Consider the following 20,517-nt stretch of genomic DNA (forward strand, 5'->3'; position numbering starts at 1 on the left):
TCCCAGTCGAGCCCGGTTCAATGGGATGAGGGCTCTGAAGTATGGAGTGGATCCGGTTCGCCGGGCTGGGCGTCGAGCGAATTCAGGCTTTGCCTGATACGCTCCACCGCCTGGCTGGTGCCGTCGAGCAGGCCATTGAGCACCGCGCCGCGAGCCCGCTGCAAAGCATACCCGAAAGAGTAGGCGTCGGCCGAGCCATGGCTCTTGATGACGATACCGCGCAATCCGAGCAGCGCCGCGCCGTTGTGACGACGATTATCCACCCTGTCGCGGAAACGGTTCAAGACGGGCCGGGCGACCAGGGCGGACGCCTTGCTCAGGGTGTCGCGCGTGAACTCCTCGCGCAGCATGCTGCCCACCATCTTGGCCAGGCCTTCGATGGACTTGAGCACCACGTTGCCGACGAAGCCGTCGCAGACCACCAAATTGACGGTGCCCTTGCAGATGTCGTCGCCTTCGACGTTGCCGTAGAAATTCAGGCCGCTGGAGCGCAGCAGTTCCGCCGCCCGCTTGACGACTTCATTGCCCTTGATGACTTCTTCGCCGATGTTGAGCAGGCCCACGGTGGGACGCTCGTGGCCATCGACGATGCTGGCCAGCGACGTGCCCATGATGGCGAACTGCAGCAGGTGTTCGGCCGTGCAGTCGACATTGGCGCCCAGGTCCAGCATGGTGGTGGCGCCGCCCTTCTGGTTGGGAATGGACGTGGCGATGGCCGGCCGGTCTATGCCGTCCAGCGTCTTGAGCACATAGCGGGTGATCGCCATCCAGGCGCCGGTGTTGCCGGCGGAGACGCACGCGTCGGCCAGCCCGTCCTTGACGGCCTGGGCGGCCACACGCATGGAAGAATCTTTTTTGCGGCGCAGGGCCACCTCGACCGAATCGGCCATGGTGACGACTTCAGAAGCGTGAAGAATGTCGTACCAGGAGGCATCGACATTGCCTTGCGCTCGCAGTGTTTGCTCGATGGCCTGGGTATCGCCCACCAATAAGCAGTGCACATCCGGGAACCGCTTCGCAAAAAGCAGAGCCGCAGGGACGGTGACCGGCAAACCGACATCGCCGCCCATGCAGTCGATGGCAATACGTATTTTTTTGTTAGACATCAAGCATGCAACCTATGTTGCTTGCAGAGACAAAGAGACTGATTACTCGTCGTTCTTTGTTTTCAGCACTTTGCGGCCACGGTAGATGCCGTTGGGGCTGATGTGGTGGCGCAGGTGCAGTTCGCCGGTCGTGGGCTCGATGGCCGTCGAAGGACCGGTAAGTGCGTCGTGCGAACGACGCATGTTGCGCCGGGACGGGCTCTTTTTATTCTGCTGAACAGCCATGATGACTCCTGTAGATGGACCGCCCCGAATGGGGTCAGCCCGAAAAATTAACGAATTAGCAACAAACAATCAAGGTTTCTTGAGCGAACCCAGCACGGCAAACGGAGATTCCCGCTTGGGCGCCGGCTCGTCTTCAGGAGCCGGTTCCGCATCCGCCGCCTGGCTGCCGGGGCAGACATCGTGGCGCGGCACGTACGGCACGCTGAGGATCAATTCGTCCTCGACCAGACCCAGGGCATCCAGACGGCCTTCGCAAAAAATGCGATCCGGGCCTTCGACGTCGTCGTCATCCAGCTCAAGCTCGGCTTCTGTTGCCACAACTTCCACTTCGTTGGAAATATCGATGGGCCATTCGAAGGGCTTCATGCAGCGCTGGCATTCCAGCATGACGCCGCCCTTGGCCTGGACGTGCACGAAGCGCCGTCCCGCCGAATCAGCCCGGCCCGCCACGCTCCAGGCCACCGACAGGTCGCCTTGCGCGGGCAGATCCGACACCAGGCGAGACAGATCCGCAACAAGAGCCTGGCCTGCCAGATTCTGGGGACCGCGGCTCAAAGCTTGGGTATCTATATATTGTTTCGCCATGTGTTTTGCCATGCGGGCAAAAGATCCGGCCCAAGCAGTCAAAAAACCGCCCGGAAAGACCCTTGCCCAACCATTTCAATAACGAAGAAAACATTAGATAATACCGTGCTTGAAGCAAGACAGTCAAACCTAAGCACAGCAAGAACACACCATGCGTATCATCCTTGCATCAAGCTCGGTCTATCGCCGCGACATGTTAGCGCGTTTGGGCCTGCCTTTCACCTGCCAGTCGCCGGACATCGATGAAACCCCGCAGCCGGGCGAGCATCCCGCCGACCTGAGCCTGCGGCTGGCGCGCGAAAAGGCCGCCCGGATCAGCAGCCTGAACCCGGGCGCCATCGTGATCGGCTCCGACCAGGTCGCCACCCAGGGCGCTGACGCCATCGGCAAGGCCGGCGTTCATGCGGGCGCCCTGCGGCAGTTGCGCTCCTTGAGCGGTCGCAGCGTGGATTTCCACAGCGCCCTGTGCGTGACCGACGGGCATGAGTTCCTGTGCAGCGATATCATAACGAACTGCCGCTTCCGCACCCTGACCGATGCGGAAATCGAACACTATCTGGCAGTGGAGCAGCCCTACGACACGGCCGGCAGCGCCAAGGCCGAAAGCCTGGGCATCGCCCTCATGCAGAGCATGCGCTCGGACGATCCCACCGCCATCATCGGCCTGCCCCTGATCGAGCTGTGCTCCATGCTGCGCCATTTCGGCCTCAATCCCTTGCAGCCCGGCCTGCTGACCAATCCAGACTAGGAAACCCCGCCCCATGCCCCAAGCCGCCTCCCTGCACCTGATTCCCGTCGGACTGGGCGAGAGCCCGACCAGCGGCTGGCTGCCCGCCGACGTCCAGGCCCTGACGCGCGAACTGACCATCTTCATCGCCGAGAACGCCAAGACGGCACGCGCCTTCCTGAAGCTGGTGGGCACCGCCGCCCCCTTGCAGGAGATCACCATCCACACCCTGGACAAGCGCGGCAACAAGCCCGGCGAACTGCGCGACTGGCTCAAGCCGGCCCTGGCGGGCCAGGACATCGGCCTGGTGTCGGAAGCGGGCTGCCCTGCCGTCGCCGACCCCGGCGCAACCGTCGTTGCCATGGCGCACGACATGGGCATTATCGTCCGGCCCCATGTAGGCCCCTCGTCCATCCTGCTGAGCCTGATGGCCAGCGGTCTGGACGGGCAGCAGTTCGCCTTCCACGGCTACGCGCCGGTGGACGGCGCCGCCCGGGCCAAGCAGCTCAAGCAATGGGAAAGCGTCTCGCAGTCGCTGAAGCAGACCCAGATCCTGATCGAAACCCCCTACCGCAATGCAGCCATGTTCGCCACGCTCCTGCAAACGCTCAAGCCCGGCACGCGCCTGTGCGTGGCGCGCGGGCTGACGACCTCCCAGGAATGGGTGCGCACCGCCACCATCGAGCAATGGCGCGAGCGCCGGGCTCCGGACCTGGACAAGATCCCCTGCATATTCCTGTTCCTGGCCGGCCGCTAGGAACCTGCTCAAGGAAAGATCATGACTCTGGCTTCCTCCCTGCTGCGACGCGGCGCCCGGGCCGGCATTCTGTCGCTGGCCGCCCTGCTGGCCGCCTGCGGCGGCAGCGGCCCCCTGAAGATCGACGACAGCTACAAGGCCAAAGGCCAGAACAGCCGCGTGCGCTATCTGGTCGTACACTACACGGCCCTGAACAACATGACGTCGCTGAAAGTGCTGACCCAGCGCGATGTCAGCGCCCATTACCTGATCACCGACGAACGCCGTCCCACCGTCTACCGCCTGGTCGACGAGAACCGGCGCGCCTGGCACGCCGGACTGGGTTCCTGGTACGGTTTCACGGACCTGAACACCGGATCCATAGGCATCGAAATCGTCAATCTGGGGCGCCTGGACGACGGCCGCTGGGTGCCGTACACGCCGGAACAGATCAAGACGCTGACCATCCTGCTGCAGGACCTGGCGCAGCGTCATGGCGTCGCCCCGCGCAACATCATCGGCCACAGCGACCTGGCTCCGCAGCGCAAGCAGGATCCAGGCCCCTTGTTTCCCTGGAAGGAACTGGCCCAGGCCGGCATAGGCCGCTGGTACAACGAGGCGCAGGCGCGCCAGCTGCAGGCGCAGTACGCCGCCCTGCCCTTGCCGCAGGCCGCCGAGGTGCAGGCCCTGCTGCGCAAGGCGGGCTACGAGACGCCGGAGACCGGCATCTTCGACAAGGCCACGCAGAATGTGATCGCCGCCTTCCAGATGCACTACCGGCCCTCGCGCTTTGACGGCGTGCTGGACGCGGAAACCCTGGCCATACTGAAGAGTCTGAACTGAGCGCCGGCGCTTGTCCGGCGGGCCAGGGCCGCATCCATGAAGCCGCGATGCGCCGCAGGCGCCGGACCAGGCGCTTCTTAAACTAGGCCGACTGGCGGTCGGCGCCCGGCCATTTGCGCAGCAGCATCAGCCCCAGGAACACCGCGCCATATACGAAGACGTCCAGCACATCGTTCTTGCCCGCCCTGACCAGATAGAAGTGCACCACCGACAAGATGGCCACGGCATAGACGCTGCGATGCAGGCTGGACCAGCGGCGGCCCAGCCGGCGCTGCCAACCATGGGTGGAGGTTGCTGCCAGCACCAGCATCAGCACGGTCGCCACGGCCCCGAGCGTGATGAAGGGGCGCTGAAGGATGTCGTGCCACATGGAGAGCCAGTCGCCGGAACGGTCCCACCAGGCCCAGGCGGCAGTATGCAGCGCGGCATAGAAGAAAGCGAACAGGCCCAGCATGCGTCGCACTCGCACCAGGGCCGGCTGCCCCAGCAGGCGCCGCGACGGCGTGACCGCCAGGGTCAGGAGCAGGAACACCCAGGCCCACAGGCCGCTGGAGCGCGTCAGGAATTCCGGGGGATTGGCGGTCAGGCCGCCCATGAAGCCCAGCCAGATCCAGCGCAACAAAGGATACAGGCCCAGCAGGAATACCAGCGGCTTGAACCGGCCGACTTGCGCAGCCTTCCAGGTCGCCATCAGTAGTTCCGCTTCAGGTCCATGCCCGCATACAGGCCGGCCACGTCCTCGGCGTAGCCGTTGAACGGCAAGGTCGGCTTCTTGGCGGCGAAGAAACCCGAGCCGATGACGCGCTCGGTCGCCTGACTCCAGCGAGGATGGGGCACGGCCGGATTCACGTTGGCGTAGAAGCCGTACTCGTGCGGGGCGACCTGCATCCAGCTGGACACCGGCATGGAATCGGTCAGGGTGATGCGCACCAGGGACTTGGCGGACTTGAAGCCGTACTTCCAGGGCACGATCAGGCGCACGGGCGCGCCGTTCTGCTTGGGAAGGGACTTGCCATACAGGCCGGTGGCCAATAAGGTCAGCGGATGCATGGCCTCGTCCAGGCGCAGCCCCTCGGCGTAGGGCCAGTCCAGGATGCCGGAACGCAGCCCGGGCATGGCGCCCTCGTCGCGCACCGTCTCGAAGCGCACGAAGCGGGCGTCGCCCAGAGGTTCGGCGCGCTTGATCAGTTCGGACAGGGAATAGCCCACCCAGGGCACCACCATGGACCAGGCCTCCACGCAGCGCAAGCGATAGACGCGTTCCTCCAGGGGCGCCAGCTTGAGGATCTGGTCCATGTCCAGCTTCAGGGGCTTGCCCACCAGACCGTCGACGACCAGCGTCCAGGGCTCTGTCTTCAGGGCGCCGGCGTAACGGGAAGGGTCTTCCTTGCCGGTGCCGAATTCATAGTAATTGTTATAGGAGGTGATGTCGGATTCGCGGGTGGGCTCCTCCTGGACGGCCCAGCGCGTCGAGCGGGAAAAATCCAAAGGTTCGCCCGCAGCCAGGGCATGCGCCCTGCCCGGCAGGGCCGCGGCCAGCGCCAGGGCGCCGGGGGCCTGCAGCAGCAGACGGCGGCGGGAGCGCCAGATGGATTCATCCGTGATTTCCGAAGGACGCACAGGCACGGAGCGCGACTTGAACATGAAAATCTCCTGTCGGGTTGCCAGCATGAGACCGGCCGCCGGGCGCAAAGTTCCTGCAAAGGCCTAGAACCTGCTCGTGATGCGCGGCAGGACCCAGTCGCGCATCTGCGCCACGCTGTCCACCATGACGGTGGGCCGGGCCTGGGCCAGCGTGTGCGGATCATGGGCCCCGTAGGTGACGGCCACGCTGTCCATGCCCGCATTGGCGGCCATGTGGATGTCGTGCACCGTATCGCCCACCATCAGCACCTGCGAGGGCTCCAGCATCAGTTCGTCCAGCAGCTGGTGCAGCATCTCGGGATCGGGCTTGCCGCGGGTTTCGTCGGCGCAGCGGGTCGCGTCGAAGAAAGCGCCGAGGCTGGCCTGCTGCAGCACCCGGTCCAGCCCCTGGCGGCTCTTGCCCGTGGCCACGCCCAGCGCCACCCGGCGGCCGCGCAGCTCGCCCAGGAACGGCAGGATGCCGTCGAACAGCTTGATGTGCGGATCACGCTGCAGGAAATGAAAGCGGTAACGCTCCAGGAACTGCGGCATCTGCTCGGCGCTCAGGTCCGGCACCGCCCGGTACAGCGCGCTTTCCAGCGACAGCCCGATCACCCAGCTGGCCTGCTGGATGGAAGGCACGGGCAATTCCAGGTCGGCGCAGGCCTGCTGGATGGAGCTGGCGATGGAGTAGGTCGAGTCCATGACGGTCCCGTCCCAGTCGAATACAACGGCGGCATAGCGCTTCATGCCTGCTTCTCCAGCATGTCGAGAACAGCCCGGCACTCCGGCGGCAGCGGCGCCTCCAGCGCCAGCGGCTGCCCGGTGACGGGGTGATCGAACTCCAGGCGGCCCGAATGCAGGAACATGCGCTTGAAGCCCTGGCGGGCGAATTGCTCGCGCAGGGCGTCGTCGCCGTACTTCTCGTCGCCGATGATTGGGAACCCCGAATGGGCCAGATGCACCCGGATCTGGTGCGTGCGCCCGGTTTTCAGTTCCGCCTGCAGCAGGCTGAATCGGCCGAAACGGCGCTGCAGGGTGATGATGGTGTGGGCCGGCTTGCCTGCCTCGCCCCCCCGCCCCCGCCGCTCGCCGTTGGCGGTCAGCCAGCGCAGCAGCGGAAAGCGGATGTGCTGGCGATCGTTCGCCCAGTCGCCCTGCACCAGGGCCAGGTAGAACTTGCGCGCCCGGATCTCGCGGAACATGTCGTGCAATCCGACCAACGCGGCGCGGCGCTTGGCAATGATCAGCAGGCCGGAGGTCTCGCGGTCCAGGCGGTGCGCCAGCTCCAGGAAGCGTTCCTGCGGGCGCGCGGCGCGCAGTTGCTCGATGACGCCGAAGGATACGCCGCTGCCGCCGTCCACGGCCACGCCGCCCGGCTTGTCGATGACCATCAGGTGCTCGTCCTCGAAGACCACCGGAAACACCGCGGGCGGCGCCCGGCGAGGCTCGTCGCGCTCGGGCAGGCGCAGCGGCGGTACGCGCACCAGATCGCCGTCCTCCAGGCGGTAGTCGCTGCTGATGCGGCCCTTGTTGACCCGCACCTCGCCGCCGCGGATGGCTTTGTAGATGTGGCTTTTGGGCACCCCCTTGCATTCACGCAGCAGGAAGTTGTCGATGCGCTGACCCGCCCGGCTTTCGTCGATGCGTATCATCCGCACCTGGGGGGATGGTCTTTGTGAATCGTGAGGATTGCACATAACAAAAAGGGGCATATAATCGCTTCAGCCCAAGGGAGCTGAGACTAGGTCCGGCGTAGAGATGCAAAGGGTGCGTCTCCGTTGGATGGACAAGGTCTTATAATTGTATCCTTGAGTTCCAGCTTCCGGGTCACAAGGTCGCCGGGGTGAGCCCGAAATATAGAAAGTCGAGTCGCGATACGCCCGCTTTCCAGTAGATGCTTCCCTCCCGCGTGCGGCGCTGAATTCCTGCACAGATTGTCCCGCTCTTTTGCACCAGGCGCGTCATCAACGCGACTGCCGTTCCCAGCAACTTTGTATCCGTCAACCACACACGTGAACCTGACCCCCCTGCTGACTGAACTTCGCACTTTCGTGCGATTCGTGCCTCCCAGACTATAAGCCGGCAGGCCGTATACGCCTGCCTGCCCCGTACTGCTGCAGCAATTGCGCTACACACCGAGTGACCCGAGGTCGTGCGCCGATGAACGGTGCGCCATGACAACGGAGATCCTCACTCATGAAACGCATGTTGTTCAATGCGACGCATCAAGAAGAATTACGCGTCGCCATTGTCGACGGTCAGAAGCTCATTGACCTCGACATCGAAACAGCCGGGCGCGAACAGCGCAAAGGCAATATCTACAAAGGGGTCATCACCCGCATCGAGCCCGGCCTGGAAGCCTGCTTCGTCAGCTACGGCGAAGAGCGTCACGGCTTCCTGCCCTTCAAGGAAGTGGCCCGCAGCTACTTCAAGGAAGGCGTGGACGTGCGCACCGCCCGCATCCAGGACGCCCTGACCGAAGGCCAGGAGCTGATCATCCAGGTCGAAAAAGAAGAACGCGGCAACAAGGGCGCCGCCCTGACCACCTTCATCTCACTCGCCGGCCGCTACCTGGTGCTGATGCCCAACAATCCCCGCGGGGGCGGGGCTTCGCGTCGCGTCGAAGGCGAGGACCGCCAGGAACTGCGCGAAGCCATGGACCAGCTGGACATTCCCCAGGGCATGAGCATCATCGCGCGCACGGCCGGCATCGGCCGCAGCGTCGAAGAGCTGCAATGGGACCTGAATTACCTGCTGCAGCTGTGGACCGCCATCGACGGCGCCGCCCGCGACAACTCCGCGCCCATCCTGATCTACCTGGAATCCAGCCTGGTCATCCGCGCGATCCGCGACTACTTCTCGCCCGAGATCGGCGAGATCCTGATCGATACCGATGAAATCCACGAGCAGGCCGCCGCCTTCATGAGCGTGGTCATGCCGGACAATCTACACCGGGTCAAAATGTACCGCGACGACATCCCCCTGTTCTCGCGCTTCCAGATCGAACACCAGATCGAGACCGCCTATTCACGCACCGTGCAGCTGCCTTCGGGCGGCGCCGTGGTCATCGACCACACCGAGGCGCTGGTGGCCATCGACGTGAACTCGGCCCGCTCCACCCGCGGCGCCGACATCGAGGAAACCGCCCTGCGCACCAACCTGGAAGCCGCCGACGAAGTGGCCCGCCAGCTGCGCCTGCGCGACCTGGGCGGCCTGATCGTCATCGACTTCATCGACATGGAAGACAGCAAGAACCAGCGCGCCGTGGAACAGCGCCTGCGCGATGCCTTGCACTTTGACCGCGCCCGCGTGCAGATGGGCAAGATCTCGCGTTTCGGCCTGATGGAACTGTCCCGCCAGCGCCTGCGTCCCGCCCTGAATGAAGGCTCGCACGTCACCTGCCCGCGCTGCACCGGCACCGGCGTCATCCGCGATGCCGAGTCCAGCGCCCTGCACGTGCTGCGCCTGCTGCAGGAAGAAGCCATGAAGGAAGGCACGGCGGCCCTGCACGCGCAGGTGCCCGTGGACGTGGCCACCTTCCTGCTGAACGAAAAGCGCAGCGACATCACCAAGATCGAGTCGCGACTGAACATCGCCCTGGTCCTGATTCCCAACAAGAATCTGGAAACGCCGCACCACGTCATCGAGCGCCTGCGCCACGACGACCCCCGCCTGGACGAACTGCGCAGCAGCTACGAGCTGGTGCAGCAGCCCGAACAGCAGGACAGCCTGGTGCCGCACCGCAGCCACGAGGTCAAGCCGCGCCCCGAAGCACTGGTCAAGGGCATCACCCCGGCCCAGCCCGCCCCGATCAGCAAGCCCGCCCCTGCCGCCGCTGCTCCCGCGCCGGCGGCCGGCTCGCCCGGTCTGCTCAAGCGCCTGATCGGCTGGCTGACCGGCAGCCCTGCCGAGCCGGCCGCCGAAACCGCCAAGACGGAAACCGCCAAGGCCGCTCCCGCGCGCCGCCAGGGCCGCAACGGCCAGTCCAGCGGCAGCCGCAGCCAGGGCGAACGCACGCGCGGTCGCCGCCAAGGCAACCGTCCCGAATCCGCCACGGAAGACAAGCCCGCTGCTGACGCGGCCGCCAGCGGACGCGGCCGCCGCCGTTCTGCATCGGCCGCCTCCGAAGCCGTCCTGGAAACCCGCCAGAGCCCTCCAGCCGCGCCTGCCGCAACGGCTGCTGCCGAGGAAAGCGGCGCCAGCGGCAGCCGCGGCACGCGCAACCGCCGCGGCCGGGGTCGCCAGCGCCGTGAAGAAGGCAGCGTGGACACGCCCGAGTTGAACAAGGACCTCGCCGTCGAGGAACAGCAGGATCAGACGTCGGCTCCAGCCGCCGCCGCTGCTGCCGCCACGGCCGCCACGGTGGCCGGCATCGCCGCCGCCAGCCAGGCCGCTGACGCCCGCGCCGAAGCCGTCGAGGAAAGCGAAGTCGCCGAAACCGAAAGCGAAGAAGCCGCGGACGCCGGCGCGCTGGATCCCGAGCGCAAGCGCCGCCGTCGCCGCAGCCGTCGCGGCCGTCGCAGCCCGGACGCCGCCGCCGCGACTGAAAGCGAAGACAGCGCCGAAGAAGGCGCTGCCATCGCCTACGTGGCCCACGAAACCCCCGGCTTCAACCCCGCCGCCCTGGAAGCCCAGGACCAGGCAGGCGCCGCTTCCGGTGACGAGACGGCTCCAGCCGCCCTGGAACCTGCAGTGGCGGCCGCCCCTGTAGCCGTGGAGTCGCCCGTCGAACAGGAGCCCGCTCCTGCCGCCGAGCCCGAGCAGGCCGCTCCTGTTTCGGAAGCCGAACCCGTTTCCGCCGAGGCAACGCCTGCCGAACTGGTCCAGGAACAGTCCGCCGAACCCGTCCAATCCCAGGAGCCTGTTGCGGCCCAGCCTGAAGCGCCCGCCCAGGAAGTGGCCGAAGAGCCCGTGCAGGAAGCTGCCGAACAGGCCGCCTCCGAGCAGGCCGAGCCCGCCGTCGCCCCGATCGCTGAAGAACCAGCGCAGGAAGAAGCCGCAGCTCAAGCCGAGCAGCCTGTTCAGGAAGAAGCGGCTCAGGAAGCGCCCAAGGCCTCTCCGGCCCAGGAAGTGACCCAGCAAGCCGTGGAAACGGCGCAGGAAGCGGCTCCCGCTGCCGCCCAGCCCCAGGTGAACGGCACTGCCGGCGCAACTCAGCCCGCCGAGCTGAACGCCGTATTGGAAGCCGCCGGCATCGAACTGGTCGAAACCTCCCGTTCCGCGGTGCAGGATGACTACCAGCCCGCTCCGGTGCGCATGGGCCGTCCGCGCAAGCGCGTGGTGCAGGCTGAAAGCAGCGAACCGCTGCAGCAAGTCGAAACGCACTAAGCGCCAGACAGAAACGCCGCCCTTCGGGGCGGCGTTTTTGCATGGGCGCACGAAAAATCGCAAGAATAAAAAACGCCGCCTGATACACAGGCGGCGCTCTTCACGCCCTTGCGGGCCAGGCACGGGGTCAGGCCTGACGGGCGACGGCCTCGGCAGGCTGGCGGGTCAGCAGGGCCAGCAGTTCGGCCAGCTCGCGCTGCATCTCGCGACGGTCCACCACCATGTCGATGGCGCCCTTCTCCAGCAGGAACTCGGCGCGCTGGAAGCCTTCGGGCAGCTTTTCGCGCACGGTCTGCTCAATCACGCGCGGGCCGGCGAAACCGATCAGGGCATTGGGCTCGGCAATGACCACATCACCCATGAAGGCAAAGCTGGCGGACACGCCGCCCATGGTGGGATCGGTCAGGATGCTGACGAAAGGCAGGCCGGCTTCGGCCAGTTCGGCCAGGATGGCCGTGGTCTTGGCCATCTGCATCAGCGAAAACAGGCTCTCCTGCATGCGCGCGCCGCCCGAGGCAGCCACGCACACGAAGGGACTGCGATTGGCAATGGCCGCCTGCACGCCGCGCGTGAAACGCTCGCCCACCACCGACCCCTTGGTGCCGCCCATGTATTCGAATTCAAAGCAGGCCACCACGGCGGGCACCGACAGGATCGTGCCGCTGACCACGACCATGGCTTCGGTCTCGCCGGTCTGCTTGGTGGCTTCCGCAACGCGCTCGGTGTACTTGCGGGAATCGCGGAATTTCAAGGGGTCCATGGGACGGGTGTTGGCACCGATCTCCACCTGGCCTTCGGCATCGAGCAGCGCCTTGATGCGCGCACGCGCGCCGATGCGCATGTGATGGCTGCACTTGGGGCAGACATTCAGCGTGGCCTGCAGATCTTCCTTGTAGAGCACTGACTCGCACGATGGGCATTTCACCCACAGGCCTTCGGGCACGCGACGGCTGCTCTCGGGATTGCGGTTGATTCGTGGCGGCAGTATTTTCTCGATCCAGCTCATTGTGAGATCCTGTGTTCGGTCAGCCGGCCCGTGGCCGCTGCCCTCTTATTCTGAAAAAAAGCGCCTGTTCACGCGGAACAGGCACATGATTCTAAACGCTAAAAGCGCTTTTGGGCTAATTATCCAGCGCCTGGCGTATCTGTCCCAGCCACTGGCCCGCGGCCGCGATGGCGGCGGCGTCCACGTCCTTCTGGTCCTTGCCTGCATGGGCCTGCACAGCCTCTTCCATGGTCTCGATCAGCTTGGAACCGATCACCACGGCATCCGCATTGCGCGAGATGGCCTTGGCGCTCTGGGCGTCGCGGATGCCGAAGCCCACGCCCACCGGAATCTTGACATGCTTGCGGATGCGCTGCAGGTGGTGCTCGACATCAGCCACGTCGATCTGGCCCGAACCGGTCACGCCCTTGAGCGACACATAGTACACATAGCCTTGGGCCAGGGCGGCCACCTTGGCGATGCGCTCGTCCGTGGACGTGGGCGAGAGCAGGAAGATGGTGTCCACGCCCTGCTCGGTGAGCAGGGCGGTGAACTCCTGGGATTCCTCCGGCGGATAATCCACCGTCAGCACGCCGTCCACGCCGGACTGCCCGGCCAGCCGGGCGAACTCGGCCTGACCGATGCACTCGATGGGATTGGCGTAGCCCATCAGCACCACGGGCGTTTCGTCGTCCAGCTGACGGAACTGGCGCACGATGTCCAGCACCTTGCGCAAGCCCACGCCGCGGCTAATGGCGCGCTCGGCGGCCCGCTGGATGACCGGACCGTCGGCGGTCGGGTCGGAGAACGGCACGCCCAGCTCGATCACGTCCGCGCCCGCCTGGCGCAGGGCGTGCATCAGGGCGACGGTGGACGGCACGGAGGGGTCGCCGGCCGTGACATACGGTACAAGGGCGCAGCGCCCGTTCAAACGCTCAAACGCCGCTTTCAGGCGTACGTTACTCGACATAATGGCTTCCCGATTGATTACAGTGTCAGGCCGCCGTATTCGGCGACCGTGTGCATGTCCTTGTCGCCGCGACCGGACAAGCTGACCAGGATGATCTTGTCCTTGCCCAGCGAGGGCGCCATGCGGGCGGCGTGCGCCAGCGCGTGCGAGGACTCCAGGGCCGGCAGGATGCCTTCGATGCGGCAGCAGTCGTGGAAAGCCTGCAAGGCCTCCTGGTCCGTGATCGTGGCGTATTGGGCGCGGCCGCTGTCCTTGAGCCAGGCGTGCTCGGGCCCCACGCCCGGGTAGTCCAGGCCGGCCGACACCGAATGCGTGGGCATCACGTTGCCGTTCTCGTCCTGCAGCACATAGGTGCGGTTGCCGTGCAGCACGCCCACCCGCCCTTTGTACAGGGAAGCGGAGTGTTCCAGCGTGTCCAGGCCGCGACCGGCCGCCTCCACGCCCACCAGGGCGACGCCGTCCTGCTCGATGTAGGGGTAGAAGATGCCCATGGCATTGGAGCCGCCGCCCACCGAAGCGACCACGTAGTCGGGCTGGCGCCCGACCTCGGCCGGCATCTGCTCCAGGCATTCCTGGCCGATGACGGACTGGAAATCGCGCACCAGCATGGGATAGGGATGCGGACCGGCCACGGTGCCGATGATGTAGAACGTGTTCTCGATGTTGGTGACCCAGTCGCGCATGGCTTCGTTCAGCGCGTCCTTCAGGGTGCGCGAGCCGGACTCCACCGGCACGACGGTGGCGCCCAGCAGCTTCATGCGATAGACGTTGGACGCCTGGCGGCGCACGTCTTCGCTGCCCATGTACACCACGCATTCCAGGCCGTAGCGGGCCGCCACCGTGGCCGTGGCCACGCCGTGCTGGCCGGCGCCGGTCTCGGCGATGATGCGCGGCTTGCCCATGCGTCGCGCCAGCAGGATCTGGCCTATGCAATTGTTGATCTTGTGCGCGCCGGTATGGTTGAGGTCTTCGCGTTTGAACCAGATCTGAGCGCCGCCCAGTTGCTCCGACCATCGGCGTGCATGGTACACAGGGCTGGGACGGCCGACGAAGTGCTTGAGCTCGTAGTTGAACTCACGCAGAAAGTCAGGATCGTTCCGATACCGTTCGTAGGCGGCTTTCAGCTCGTCCAGGGCATGAACGAGAGTCTCGGCCACAAACGAACCACCAAACTGACCAAAATGTCCATCCGGGTCGGGCAAGGTATAGGTTTTCAAAGCTAGCTCTCTTGGTTGACAAGAACAATCGCGGGCACGGCGCCCGCGACGTTCGGATTCCACGATTTTACCAGTTCAAGACGAGTAACGGCGGGCGCTCACGCCCGGCAGCTCGTTCAAGGCGGTCAAGGCCTTCTGGATCTGCTCGCCGTCGCGCACTTCGATGGTGAAGACCATCTGGGTCAGCGAACGGCGGCTGTGGGGGTTGATGCCGGTGACATTCAGGCGCAGCCGTGCGAAGACCTCGGAGAGATCGCGCAGCAGGTTCGGATGCTCCTGGGCGTCGATGGCCAGGTCCACGGGATACAGGGAGTCACCGGTATTGCCCCAGTCCACGCTGATGGCCCGCTCGGGATGGCGCAGGCTCAGCTCGTGGTAGGACTTGCAGTCGGCGCGATGGATGGATACGCCCCGCCCCCGGGTCACGAAGCCCGCGATCAGGTCCGGCGGCGCGGGCCGGCAGCAGCGAGCCAGCTGGGTCATGAGCGAATCCACGCCCACCACCAGGACCCCGCTCTTGCCCGTCTTGGCCACGCTGTCGTTGGCGGCGTCGAACACCCGCCGCACAGGCTCTTCTTCCTGGGGGGCGCCGCGGAACAGCGCGTCCACCTGGCGCAGGCTGAATTCATCCTTGGCCACCGCCACATACAGGTCGTCGGCCCGGGCAAAACCCAGTTGCTGGGCCATCTGCTCCAGGTTCACGGCCGTGCGGCCCAGGCGCTGCAACTCTTTCTCGACCATGGCCTGGCCCTGGGAGATGCGCTGCTGCAGTTCGATGGCATTGAACCAGGCCCGCACCTTGGAGCGCGAACGGGGGCTGGCCAGGAAACCCAGCTGGGTGTTGAGCCAGTCGCGCGACGGACCGCCCGACTTGGCGGCCACGATCTCCACCGTCTGACCCGTGGCCAGGCGCGTGGACAAGGGCACCATCTGCCCATCCACGCGCGCGCCCCGGCAGCGATGGCCCAGGTCCGTGTGCAGGTAGTAGGCGAAGTCCACCGGCGTGGCGCCCACAGGCAGCTCGATCACGCGCGCCTGGGGAGTCAGCACATAGATATGGTCTTCTTCCTGCGCCTTCAGGGGACGGGGCGAGGCGGGCGCGGCCGGCGCCTGAGCCGCGGCTGCGGGTTCGCCGAGCACCGCGTTGGAGGCGGCCGCATCCCGGTCCCAGGCCAGCAGTTGGCGCATCCAGGCGATCTTGCGGTCGTCCTCGCCATCGGCGGCCACCTGTCCGCCCTGCGGGCCGGCTTCCTTGTAGCGCCAGTGCGCGGCCATCCCGAATTCCGCATACTGGTGCATTTCGCGAGTGCGGATCTGGATCTCGAAGGTGCGGCCCTGCGCGTCGGCCACCACGGTATGCAGGGACCGGTAGCCATTGGGCTTGGGGCGCGAGATGTAGTCGTCGAACTCGGCCGGCACCGGCGTCCACAGCGAATGCACGACAGCCAGCGTGTTGTAGCAGCTGCGCTCGTCCTCGACGATGACCCGCAGCGCGCGCAGATCGAACAACTGGCCGAAGTCCAGGTGCTTGTTGCGCATCTTGTTCCAGATGCTGTAGATATGCTTGGGCCGCCCCGACACTTCGGCGTCGATGTGCTCGCGCTTGAGCGCCGCCAGCAGTTGGTCGCGCACCTGAGCGATCAGGGTTTCGCGTTCGACGCGCTTGTCATCCAGTTGGCGGGCGATGTCCTTGTAGACGTCCGGATTCAGGAAACGGAAGGCCAGATCTTCCATTTCCCACTTGACCTGCCAGATGCCCAGCCGATTGGCCAGCGGCGTATACAGCTCCAGGGTTTCGCGCGCGAAGGCAACGGGGCACGGCGCCTTGGACTGGCGGAACCAGCGCAGCGACTGCAGGCGCGAGGCCAGCCGCATCAGCACGATGCGCAGGTCGGCGGCCATGGCCAGCAGCATCTTGCGCTTCATCTCCTTCGGGTCCCCGGCGCCCGGCTGCTCCTTGGCCTGGCCGGTCAGCGAACCCAGCCGGTACAGGGCGCGCGAACCGCGCACCAGGGTCATGACTTCGGCGCCGAAGGCTTTCTGGACGGGATCCTGCTTGACGTCCCGATCCGGCGCAGGCATGACGGCCAGCAAGGCGCTGGCGCGCGTCTGGGCGTCGGCCCCCAGGCCGGCCAGGATCACCGCCACTTGCGCGCAATGCTGGTCCAGCGGCTCGCCCGTGCTGCCCGCCAGCTCGCGCAGAGCCGGCTCGGCCCACTCGGCCGCGCGCTGCAGGAGCTCGCGCCCCGGTTCGTCCAGCCCGGCGCCGGCCTGCGCCAGCCACTGCGGGCTGAAGGCCGATTCGGCAAGAGGGGGGGATACTGTCTGATTCATGTCGTTTACTTCGGTATGGCGGCCGTTCCGGCGGCGGCTCTCTATACTATAAGTCGTAGTCTATCACCGCGAGTATTAGCATATGAGCCTTATGCCTTCGCCCGAGCATCGCCGCCTGCTGATCGTCTGGCATTCGCGCACCGGCGCCTCCCGCCAGTTGGCCGAGCAGGCCGGCGAAGGCGCGCGCCAGGTCCTGGAGGAACTGCAGGAGCGCGAACGCATCCAGGTCCGCCTGCTGGGCTGTGAACAGGCCGGCGCCGAAGACCTGCTGCAGGCCCAGGCCTATCTGTTCTGCGCGCCCGAGAACCTGGGCAGCCTGAGCGGGGCCATGAAGGAATTCTTCGACCGGTTCTACTATGCGGTGCTCGACCAGCTCAACGGCCGGCCCTACGGCGCCCTGATCAGCGCCGGCAGCGACGGCCGCGGAGCCCTGGCCCAATTGGAGCGCATCTGCACGGGCTGGCGCCTGGAGGCGGCCTGGCCCGGCCGCATCTTCAACTTCCAGGCGCAGACGCCCGAAGCCATTCTCGCGCCCAAGCACCTGAGCGCGGAACAGAAGCAGGAAGCGCGGCAGGCCGGCGCCCACCTGGCCGCCCTGCTCTGCCTGTCATGATCACGCCGGCGGCAGCTGGAAGACCTGGCGCAGGTACGCTAGGTAGGCCGGATCGTCGCACATGGTCTTTTCCGGCGCGTCCGACACCTTGGCCACGGGCTGGCCGTTGCAGCGCACCATCTTCATGACGATCTGCAGCGGTTCATGACCCAGGTCGTTGGTCAGATTGGTGCCTATGCCGAACGACACCTTGCAGCGGCCGGCAAAACGCTGCGCCAGCTCGATGGCCTTGGGGATGGTCAGACCGTCGGAGAACACCAGCGTCTTGGTGCGCGGATCGGTACGGTTAGCGATGTAATGGGCCAGCAGTCGTTCCCCCCAGATGAAGGGGTCGCCCGAATCGTGCCGCGCGCCGTCGAACAGTTTGCAGAAGTACATGTCGAAGTCGCGCAGGAAGGCGTCCATGCCGTAGACGTCCGACAGGGCGATGCCCAGGTCGCCCCGGTACTCCTTGGCCCAGACTTCCAGCGCGAAGATCTGCGAATCGCGCAGACGCGGCCCCAGGGCCTGGCAGGCCTGCAGGTATTCATGGCCCATGGTGCCCAGGGGGGTGACGCCGTGCTTCATGGCCAGCCAGACGTTGCTGGTGCCGGCGAAATGCGGCTGCATCTGCTGGATCATGGTGGTGACCACCTCCTCGTGCCACTTCTTGGAGAAGCGGCGGCGCGTGCCGTAGTCGGCCACCCGGAAATCGGCCAGAGCCGGATCGTCCACCACCAGGCGCATCTTGGACTGCAGCCGCTCGCGCCCCTCCTCCCAGGGAGGATTGGGACGTTCGTTGCGGAAATACACTTCGTTCACGATGGCCAGCACCGGTATCTCGAACAGGATGGTGTGCAGCCAGGGCCCCTTGACCAGGATCTCGATCTCGCCGGGCGCGGCGCCCGCCTCCACGCTGATGCAGCGCTCGGGCAGATGGAACAGTCCCAGAAAGTCGACGAAGTCGCTCTTGATGAAGCGCAGGGAACCAAGATAGGCCAGCTCCTCGTCCGAGAAGCGCAGCTGGCACAGGCTGTGGATCTCGGCGCGGATCTCGTCCAGATACTGGCTCAGGTTGATGTTGGGGGTCCGGCATTTGTAGCGGTACTCCACCTGCGCCGCCGGGAAATGATGCAGCACGACCTGCATCATGGAAAATTTATAAAGGTCCGTATCGAGAAGAGAAGTGATGATCATCGCGGGCATACCGGTTTCGTTTGCGCAACCATAGCACGCCCGCCCCGCCTCGCGCACCTGGCGCAAGGGAGGGCCGGCGCGGCGGACTTGCGCCAACTCAATAAGCAGGAACCCGAATATTCGTTAAAATTGATGGATTGAATCCAGTTTCTGTCGCCCCGCCCTGTGCACCCGCCCACAGTCCGCCCCCTTGGTCCGACAGCCTTACCGATCCCGCAGGAGCTTTACTGAAATGACCCATGTCGTCACCGAAAACTGTATCAAGTGCAAATTCACCGATTGCGTGGATGTGTGCCCCGTGGACTGTTTTCGTGAAGGCCCGAATTTTCTGGTGATTGATCCGGACGAGTGCATCGATTGCGCCGTCTGTATTCCCGAATGCCCGGCCAACGCCATTTTCGCCGAGGAAGACGTTCCACAGGACCAGGTCCAGTTCATCGAGCTGAACGCCGAGCTCTCCCCGGTGTTCACCAGCATCAACCGCTCCAAGAAACCGCTGGAAGACGCCGACAACTGGAACGGTGTGGAAAACAAACTACAGTATCTGGAACGCTGATCCGCGCCCGCGCCCTCTGAGCGCCGGCGCCGCGCCTGCCTTTCTTCCCTGCCGCGCTTGCGTCGGCCGCCGCACTTTTGATACAAGAAACATTGCTGCAATGCAGCAACGGGATAATCCCAAGTCAAAAGCGGCGGCAAAAGCCGTATTGTTTCAAGTAGCAAATAAGCTTATGCATTTATTTGCATAAGGAATCAGGCAACACCAAGGCGCAACCACCTATGCTCTACGATCTGCACGAACTCCAGCGCTCCTTCCTGGCGCCGCTGGCAGCCTTCGGGCACCAGCTCGCAGCTGTTCTCCCATCCCTACAGCCCGCTGGCCTACACCCCCGTGTCCCGGCAACTGGCGGCGGCGTACGAACTCGTGCATCGCCTGGGCAAGGACTACGAGAAACCGGCCTGGGGACTGAACCAGACGGAAATCCAGGGACGCACGGTCGCGGTCACCGAGCGTGTGCAGATTGCCAAGCCCTTCTGCAACCTGATCCATTTCAGCCGCGACTTTCCCGAAGCCGACCAGGCCCCCAAGGTCCTGCTGGTGGCACCCCTGTCGGGCCACCACGCCACCTTGCTGCGCGAAACCGTGCGCGCCCTGCTGCCGGACCACTCGATCTACGTCACCGACTGGGTGGATGCACGCATGGTGCCCCAGTCTGCCGGTCCCTTCCATCTGGACGACTACGTGCTGTACATCCAGGAATTCATCCGCGCGCTGGGACCCGACGTGCACGTGATGTCCGTGTGCCAGCCCACCGTGCCGGTGCTGGCCGCCGTGTCGCTCATGGCCAGCCGCAAGGATCCCAAGATGCCGCGCAGCCTGATCATGATGGGCGGCCCCATCGACACGCGCCAGTCGCCCACCCAGGTCAACCGCCTGGCCACCACCAAGCCCTATGCCTGGTTCGAGAACAACCTGATCCACCGGGTCCCGTCCAAGTACCCGGGCGCGGGCCGGCGCGTCTACCCCGGATTTCTGCAGCACGCCGGCTTCATTGCCATGAATCCGGACCGGCACATGCATTCGCACTACGACTTCTACCAGCACCTGATCAAGGGCGACGAGGACGACGCCGAAGCGCACCGCCGCTTCTACGACGAATACAACGCCGTGCTGGACATGCCCGCCGAGTTCTACCTGGACACCATACGCGTGGTGTTCCAGGAGCAGCAGCTGCCCAAGGGACACTGGCATGTACGCGGCGAACAGGTGCGCCCGCAGGACATCCAGGGCGTGGCGCTCTTCACCATCGAAGGCGAACTGGACGACATCTCCGGCCTGGGGCAGACGCATGCCGCCCAGGGCTTGTGCTCGGGCATCGCCCCGGAACTCAAGCAGCAGTTCACGGCGCCGCGTTGCGGCCACTACGGGATTTTCTCGGGAAGTCGCTGGCGCACGCTGATCTGTCCTAAAATCAAGGATTTCATCCGTCAGCACGCCTGATTTCGCCCACCGCGCATCTCCACGGGGCCGGTCGGCCCCGTTTTTGC

At 65.3% G+C, this 20,517-nt stretch carries 18 protein-coding genes and 1 pseudogene; 7 read left to right on the plus strand and 12 right to left on the minus strand.

The features are described 5' to 3' along the window. Window positions 1-17: 17 nt before the first annotated feature. The 3 genes from plsX to ACWPWO_RS11095 all read right to left on the minus strand — a co-directional run bounded on the left by plsX (window position 18) and on the right by ACWPWO_RS11095 (window position 1,916). Complete coding sequence (gene plsX / locus ACWPWO_RS11085) at window positions 18-1,106, minus strand: phosphate acyltransferase PlsX (RefSeq protein ID WP_454006655.1); 1,089 nt, start codon at window positions 1,104-1,106, stop codon at window positions 18-20. A 42-nt stretch (window positions 1,107-1,148) separates the two neighbouring features. Then, complete coding sequence (gene rpmF / locus ACWPWO_RS11090) at window positions 1,149-1,331, minus strand: 50S ribosomal protein L32 (RefSeq protein WP_003800968.1); 183 nt, start codon at window positions 1,329-1,331, stop codon at window positions 1,149-1,151. A gap of 69 nt (window positions 1,332-1,400) precedes the next feature. Beyond that, the gene (locus ACWPWO_RS11095; protein WP_394060863.1) at window positions 1,401-1,916 is read right to left on the minus strand and encodes a YceD family protein; all 516 of its coding nucleotides are present in this window, start codon (window positions 1,914-1,916) and stop codon (window positions 1,401-1,403) included. 151 nt (window positions 1,917-2,067) lie between these two features. Here ACWPWO_RS11095 and ACWPWO_RS11100 point away from each other — a divergent pair, with 151 nt between their 5' ends. The 3 genes from ACWPWO_RS11100 to ACWPWO_RS11110 are packed head-to-tail and all read left to right on the plus strand — an operon-like array spanning window position 2,068 to window position 4,222. Beyond that, window positions 2,068-2,664, plus strand: a complete 597-nt coding sequence (locus tag ACWPWO_RS11100) for a Maf family nucleotide pyrophosphatase (RefSeq protein WP_454006656.1) — start codon at window positions 2,068-2,070, stop codon at window positions 2,662-2,664. 13 nt (window positions 2,665-2,677) lie between these two features. Next, the gene (locus ACWPWO_RS11105; RefSeq protein ID WP_454006657.1) at window positions 2,678-3,400 is read left to right on the plus strand and encodes an SAM-dependent methyltransferase; all 723 of its coding nucleotides are present in this window, start codon (window positions 2,678-2,680) and stop codon (window positions 3,398-3,400) included. Window positions 3,401-3,421: 21 nt separating this feature from the next. Continuing rightward, on the plus strand, window positions 3,422-4,222 hold the full coding sequence (locus ACWPWO_RS11110) for an N-acetylmuramoyl-L-alanine amidase (protein WP_454006658.1): 801 nt from the start codon (window positions 3,422-3,424) through the stop codon (window positions 4,220-4,222). An 82-nt stretch (window positions 4,223-4,304) separates the two neighbouring features. Here ACWPWO_RS11110 and ACWPWO_RS11115 read toward each other — a convergent pair whose 3' ends face one another. From ACWPWO_RS11115 to ACWPWO_RS11130, 4 genes are all read right to left on the minus strand, one after another. Then, entirely contained in the window at window positions 4,305-4,913 is a 609-nt protein-coding gene (locus ACWPWO_RS11115) for a sulfite oxidase heme-binding subunit YedZ (RefSeq protein ID WP_454006659.1), read from the minus strand. Further along, the gene (gene msrP / locus ACWPWO_RS11120; protein ID WP_454006660.1) at window positions 4,913-5,866 is read right to left on the minus strand and encodes a protein-methionine-sulfoxide reductase catalytic subunit MsrP; all 954 of its coding nucleotides are present in this window, start codon (window positions 5,864-5,866) and stop codon (window positions 4,913-4,915) included. The genes ACWPWO_RS11115 and msrP overlap by 1 nt, the downstream gene beginning before the upstream one ends. Window positions 5,867-5,929: 63 nt before the next feature. Continuing rightward, window positions 5,930-6,595, minus strand: a complete 666-nt coding sequence (locus ACWPWO_RS11125) for an HAD family hydrolase (RefSeq protein WP_454006661.1) — start codon at window positions 6,593-6,595, stop codon at window positions 5,930-5,932. Beyond that, window positions 6,592-7,500, minus strand: coding sequence for an RluA family pseudouridine synthase (locus tag ACWPWO_RS11130; protein ID WP_454006662.1), 909 nt, complete (start codon window positions 7,498-7,500; stop codon window positions 6,592-6,594). Before ACWPWO_RS11130 ends, ACWPWO_RS11125 begins: the two co-directional genes overlap by 4 nt. A gap of 544 nt (window positions 7,501-8,044) precedes the next feature. Here ACWPWO_RS11130 and ACWPWO_RS11135 point away from each other — a divergent pair. Continuing rightward, window positions 8,045-11,176 (plus strand): Rne/Rng family ribonuclease, encoded by a 3,132-nt coding sequence (locus ACWPWO_RS11135; protein WP_454006663.1) that lies wholly within the window; start codon window positions 8,045-8,047, stop codon window positions 11,174-11,176. A 127-nt stretch (window positions 11,177-11,303) separates the two neighbouring features. On the opposite strand, the gene accD is transcribed toward ACWPWO_RS11135, so the two are convergent. The 4 genes from accD to ACWPWO_RS11155 all read right to left on the minus strand — a co-directional run bounded on the left by accD (window position 11,304) and on the right by ACWPWO_RS11155 (window position 16,682). Then, entirely contained in the window at window positions 11,304-12,182 is an 879-nt protein-coding gene (gene accD / locus ACWPWO_RS11140) for an acetyl-CoA carboxylase, carboxyltransferase subunit beta (protein WP_454006664.1), read from the minus strand. Between the two features lie 115 nt (window positions 12,183-12,297). After that, on the minus strand, window positions 12,298-13,131 hold the full coding sequence (gene trpA / locus ACWPWO_RS11145; RefSeq protein WP_454006665.1) for a tryptophan synthase subunit alpha: 834 nt from the start codon (window positions 13,129-13,131) through the stop codon (window positions 12,298-12,300). Window positions 13,132-13,148: 17 nt separating this feature from the next. Further along, entirely contained in the window at window positions 13,149-14,348 is a 1,200-nt protein-coding gene (gene trpB / locus ACWPWO_RS11150; protein ID WP_454006666.1) for a tryptophan synthase subunit beta, read from the minus strand. Between the two features lie 75 nt (window positions 14,349-14,423). Further along, window positions 14,424-16,682: a RelA/SpoT family protein gene (locus tag ACWPWO_RS11155; protein ID WP_454006667.1), complete on the minus strand. Its 2,259-nt coding sequence runs from the start codon at window positions 16,680-16,682 to the stop codon at window positions 14,424-14,426. A gap of 91 nt (window positions 16,683-16,773) precedes the next feature. On the opposite strand from ACWPWO_RS11155, the gene ACWPWO_RS11160 reads away from it, so the two are divergent. Continuing rightward, the gene (locus tag ACWPWO_RS11160; protein ID WP_454007480.1) at window positions 16,774-17,295 is read left to right on the plus strand and encodes a flavodoxin family protein; all 522 of its coding nucleotides are present in this window, start codon (window positions 16,774-16,776) and stop codon (window positions 17,293-17,295) included. Here ACWPWO_RS11160 and pncB read toward each other — a convergent pair whose 3' ends face one another. Next, window positions 17,296-18,471, minus strand: a complete 1,176-nt coding sequence (gene pncB, locus ACWPWO_RS11165; RefSeq protein ID WP_394065837.1) for a nicotinate phosphoribosyltransferase — start codon at window positions 18,469-18,471, stop codon at window positions 17,296-17,298. Between the two features lie 232 nt (window positions 18,472-18,703). Here pncB and fdxA point away from each other — a divergent pair, with 232 nt between their 5' ends. Continuing rightward, the gene (gene fdxA / locus ACWPWO_RS11170) at window positions 18,704-19,027 is read left to right on the plus strand and encodes a ferredoxin FdxA (RefSeq protein WP_394060888.1); all 324 of its coding nucleotides are present in this window, start codon (window positions 18,704-18,706) and stop codon (window positions 19,025-19,027) included. A 221-nt stretch (window positions 19,028-19,248) separates the two neighbouring features. Beyond that, window positions 19,249-20,470: pseudogene (locus ACWPWO_RS11175) on the plus strand (polyhydroxyalkanoate depolymerase). Window positions 20,471-20,517: the final 47 nt, after the last annotated feature.

Source organism: Alcaligenes sp. Marseille-Q7550 (genome assembly GCF_965112015.1).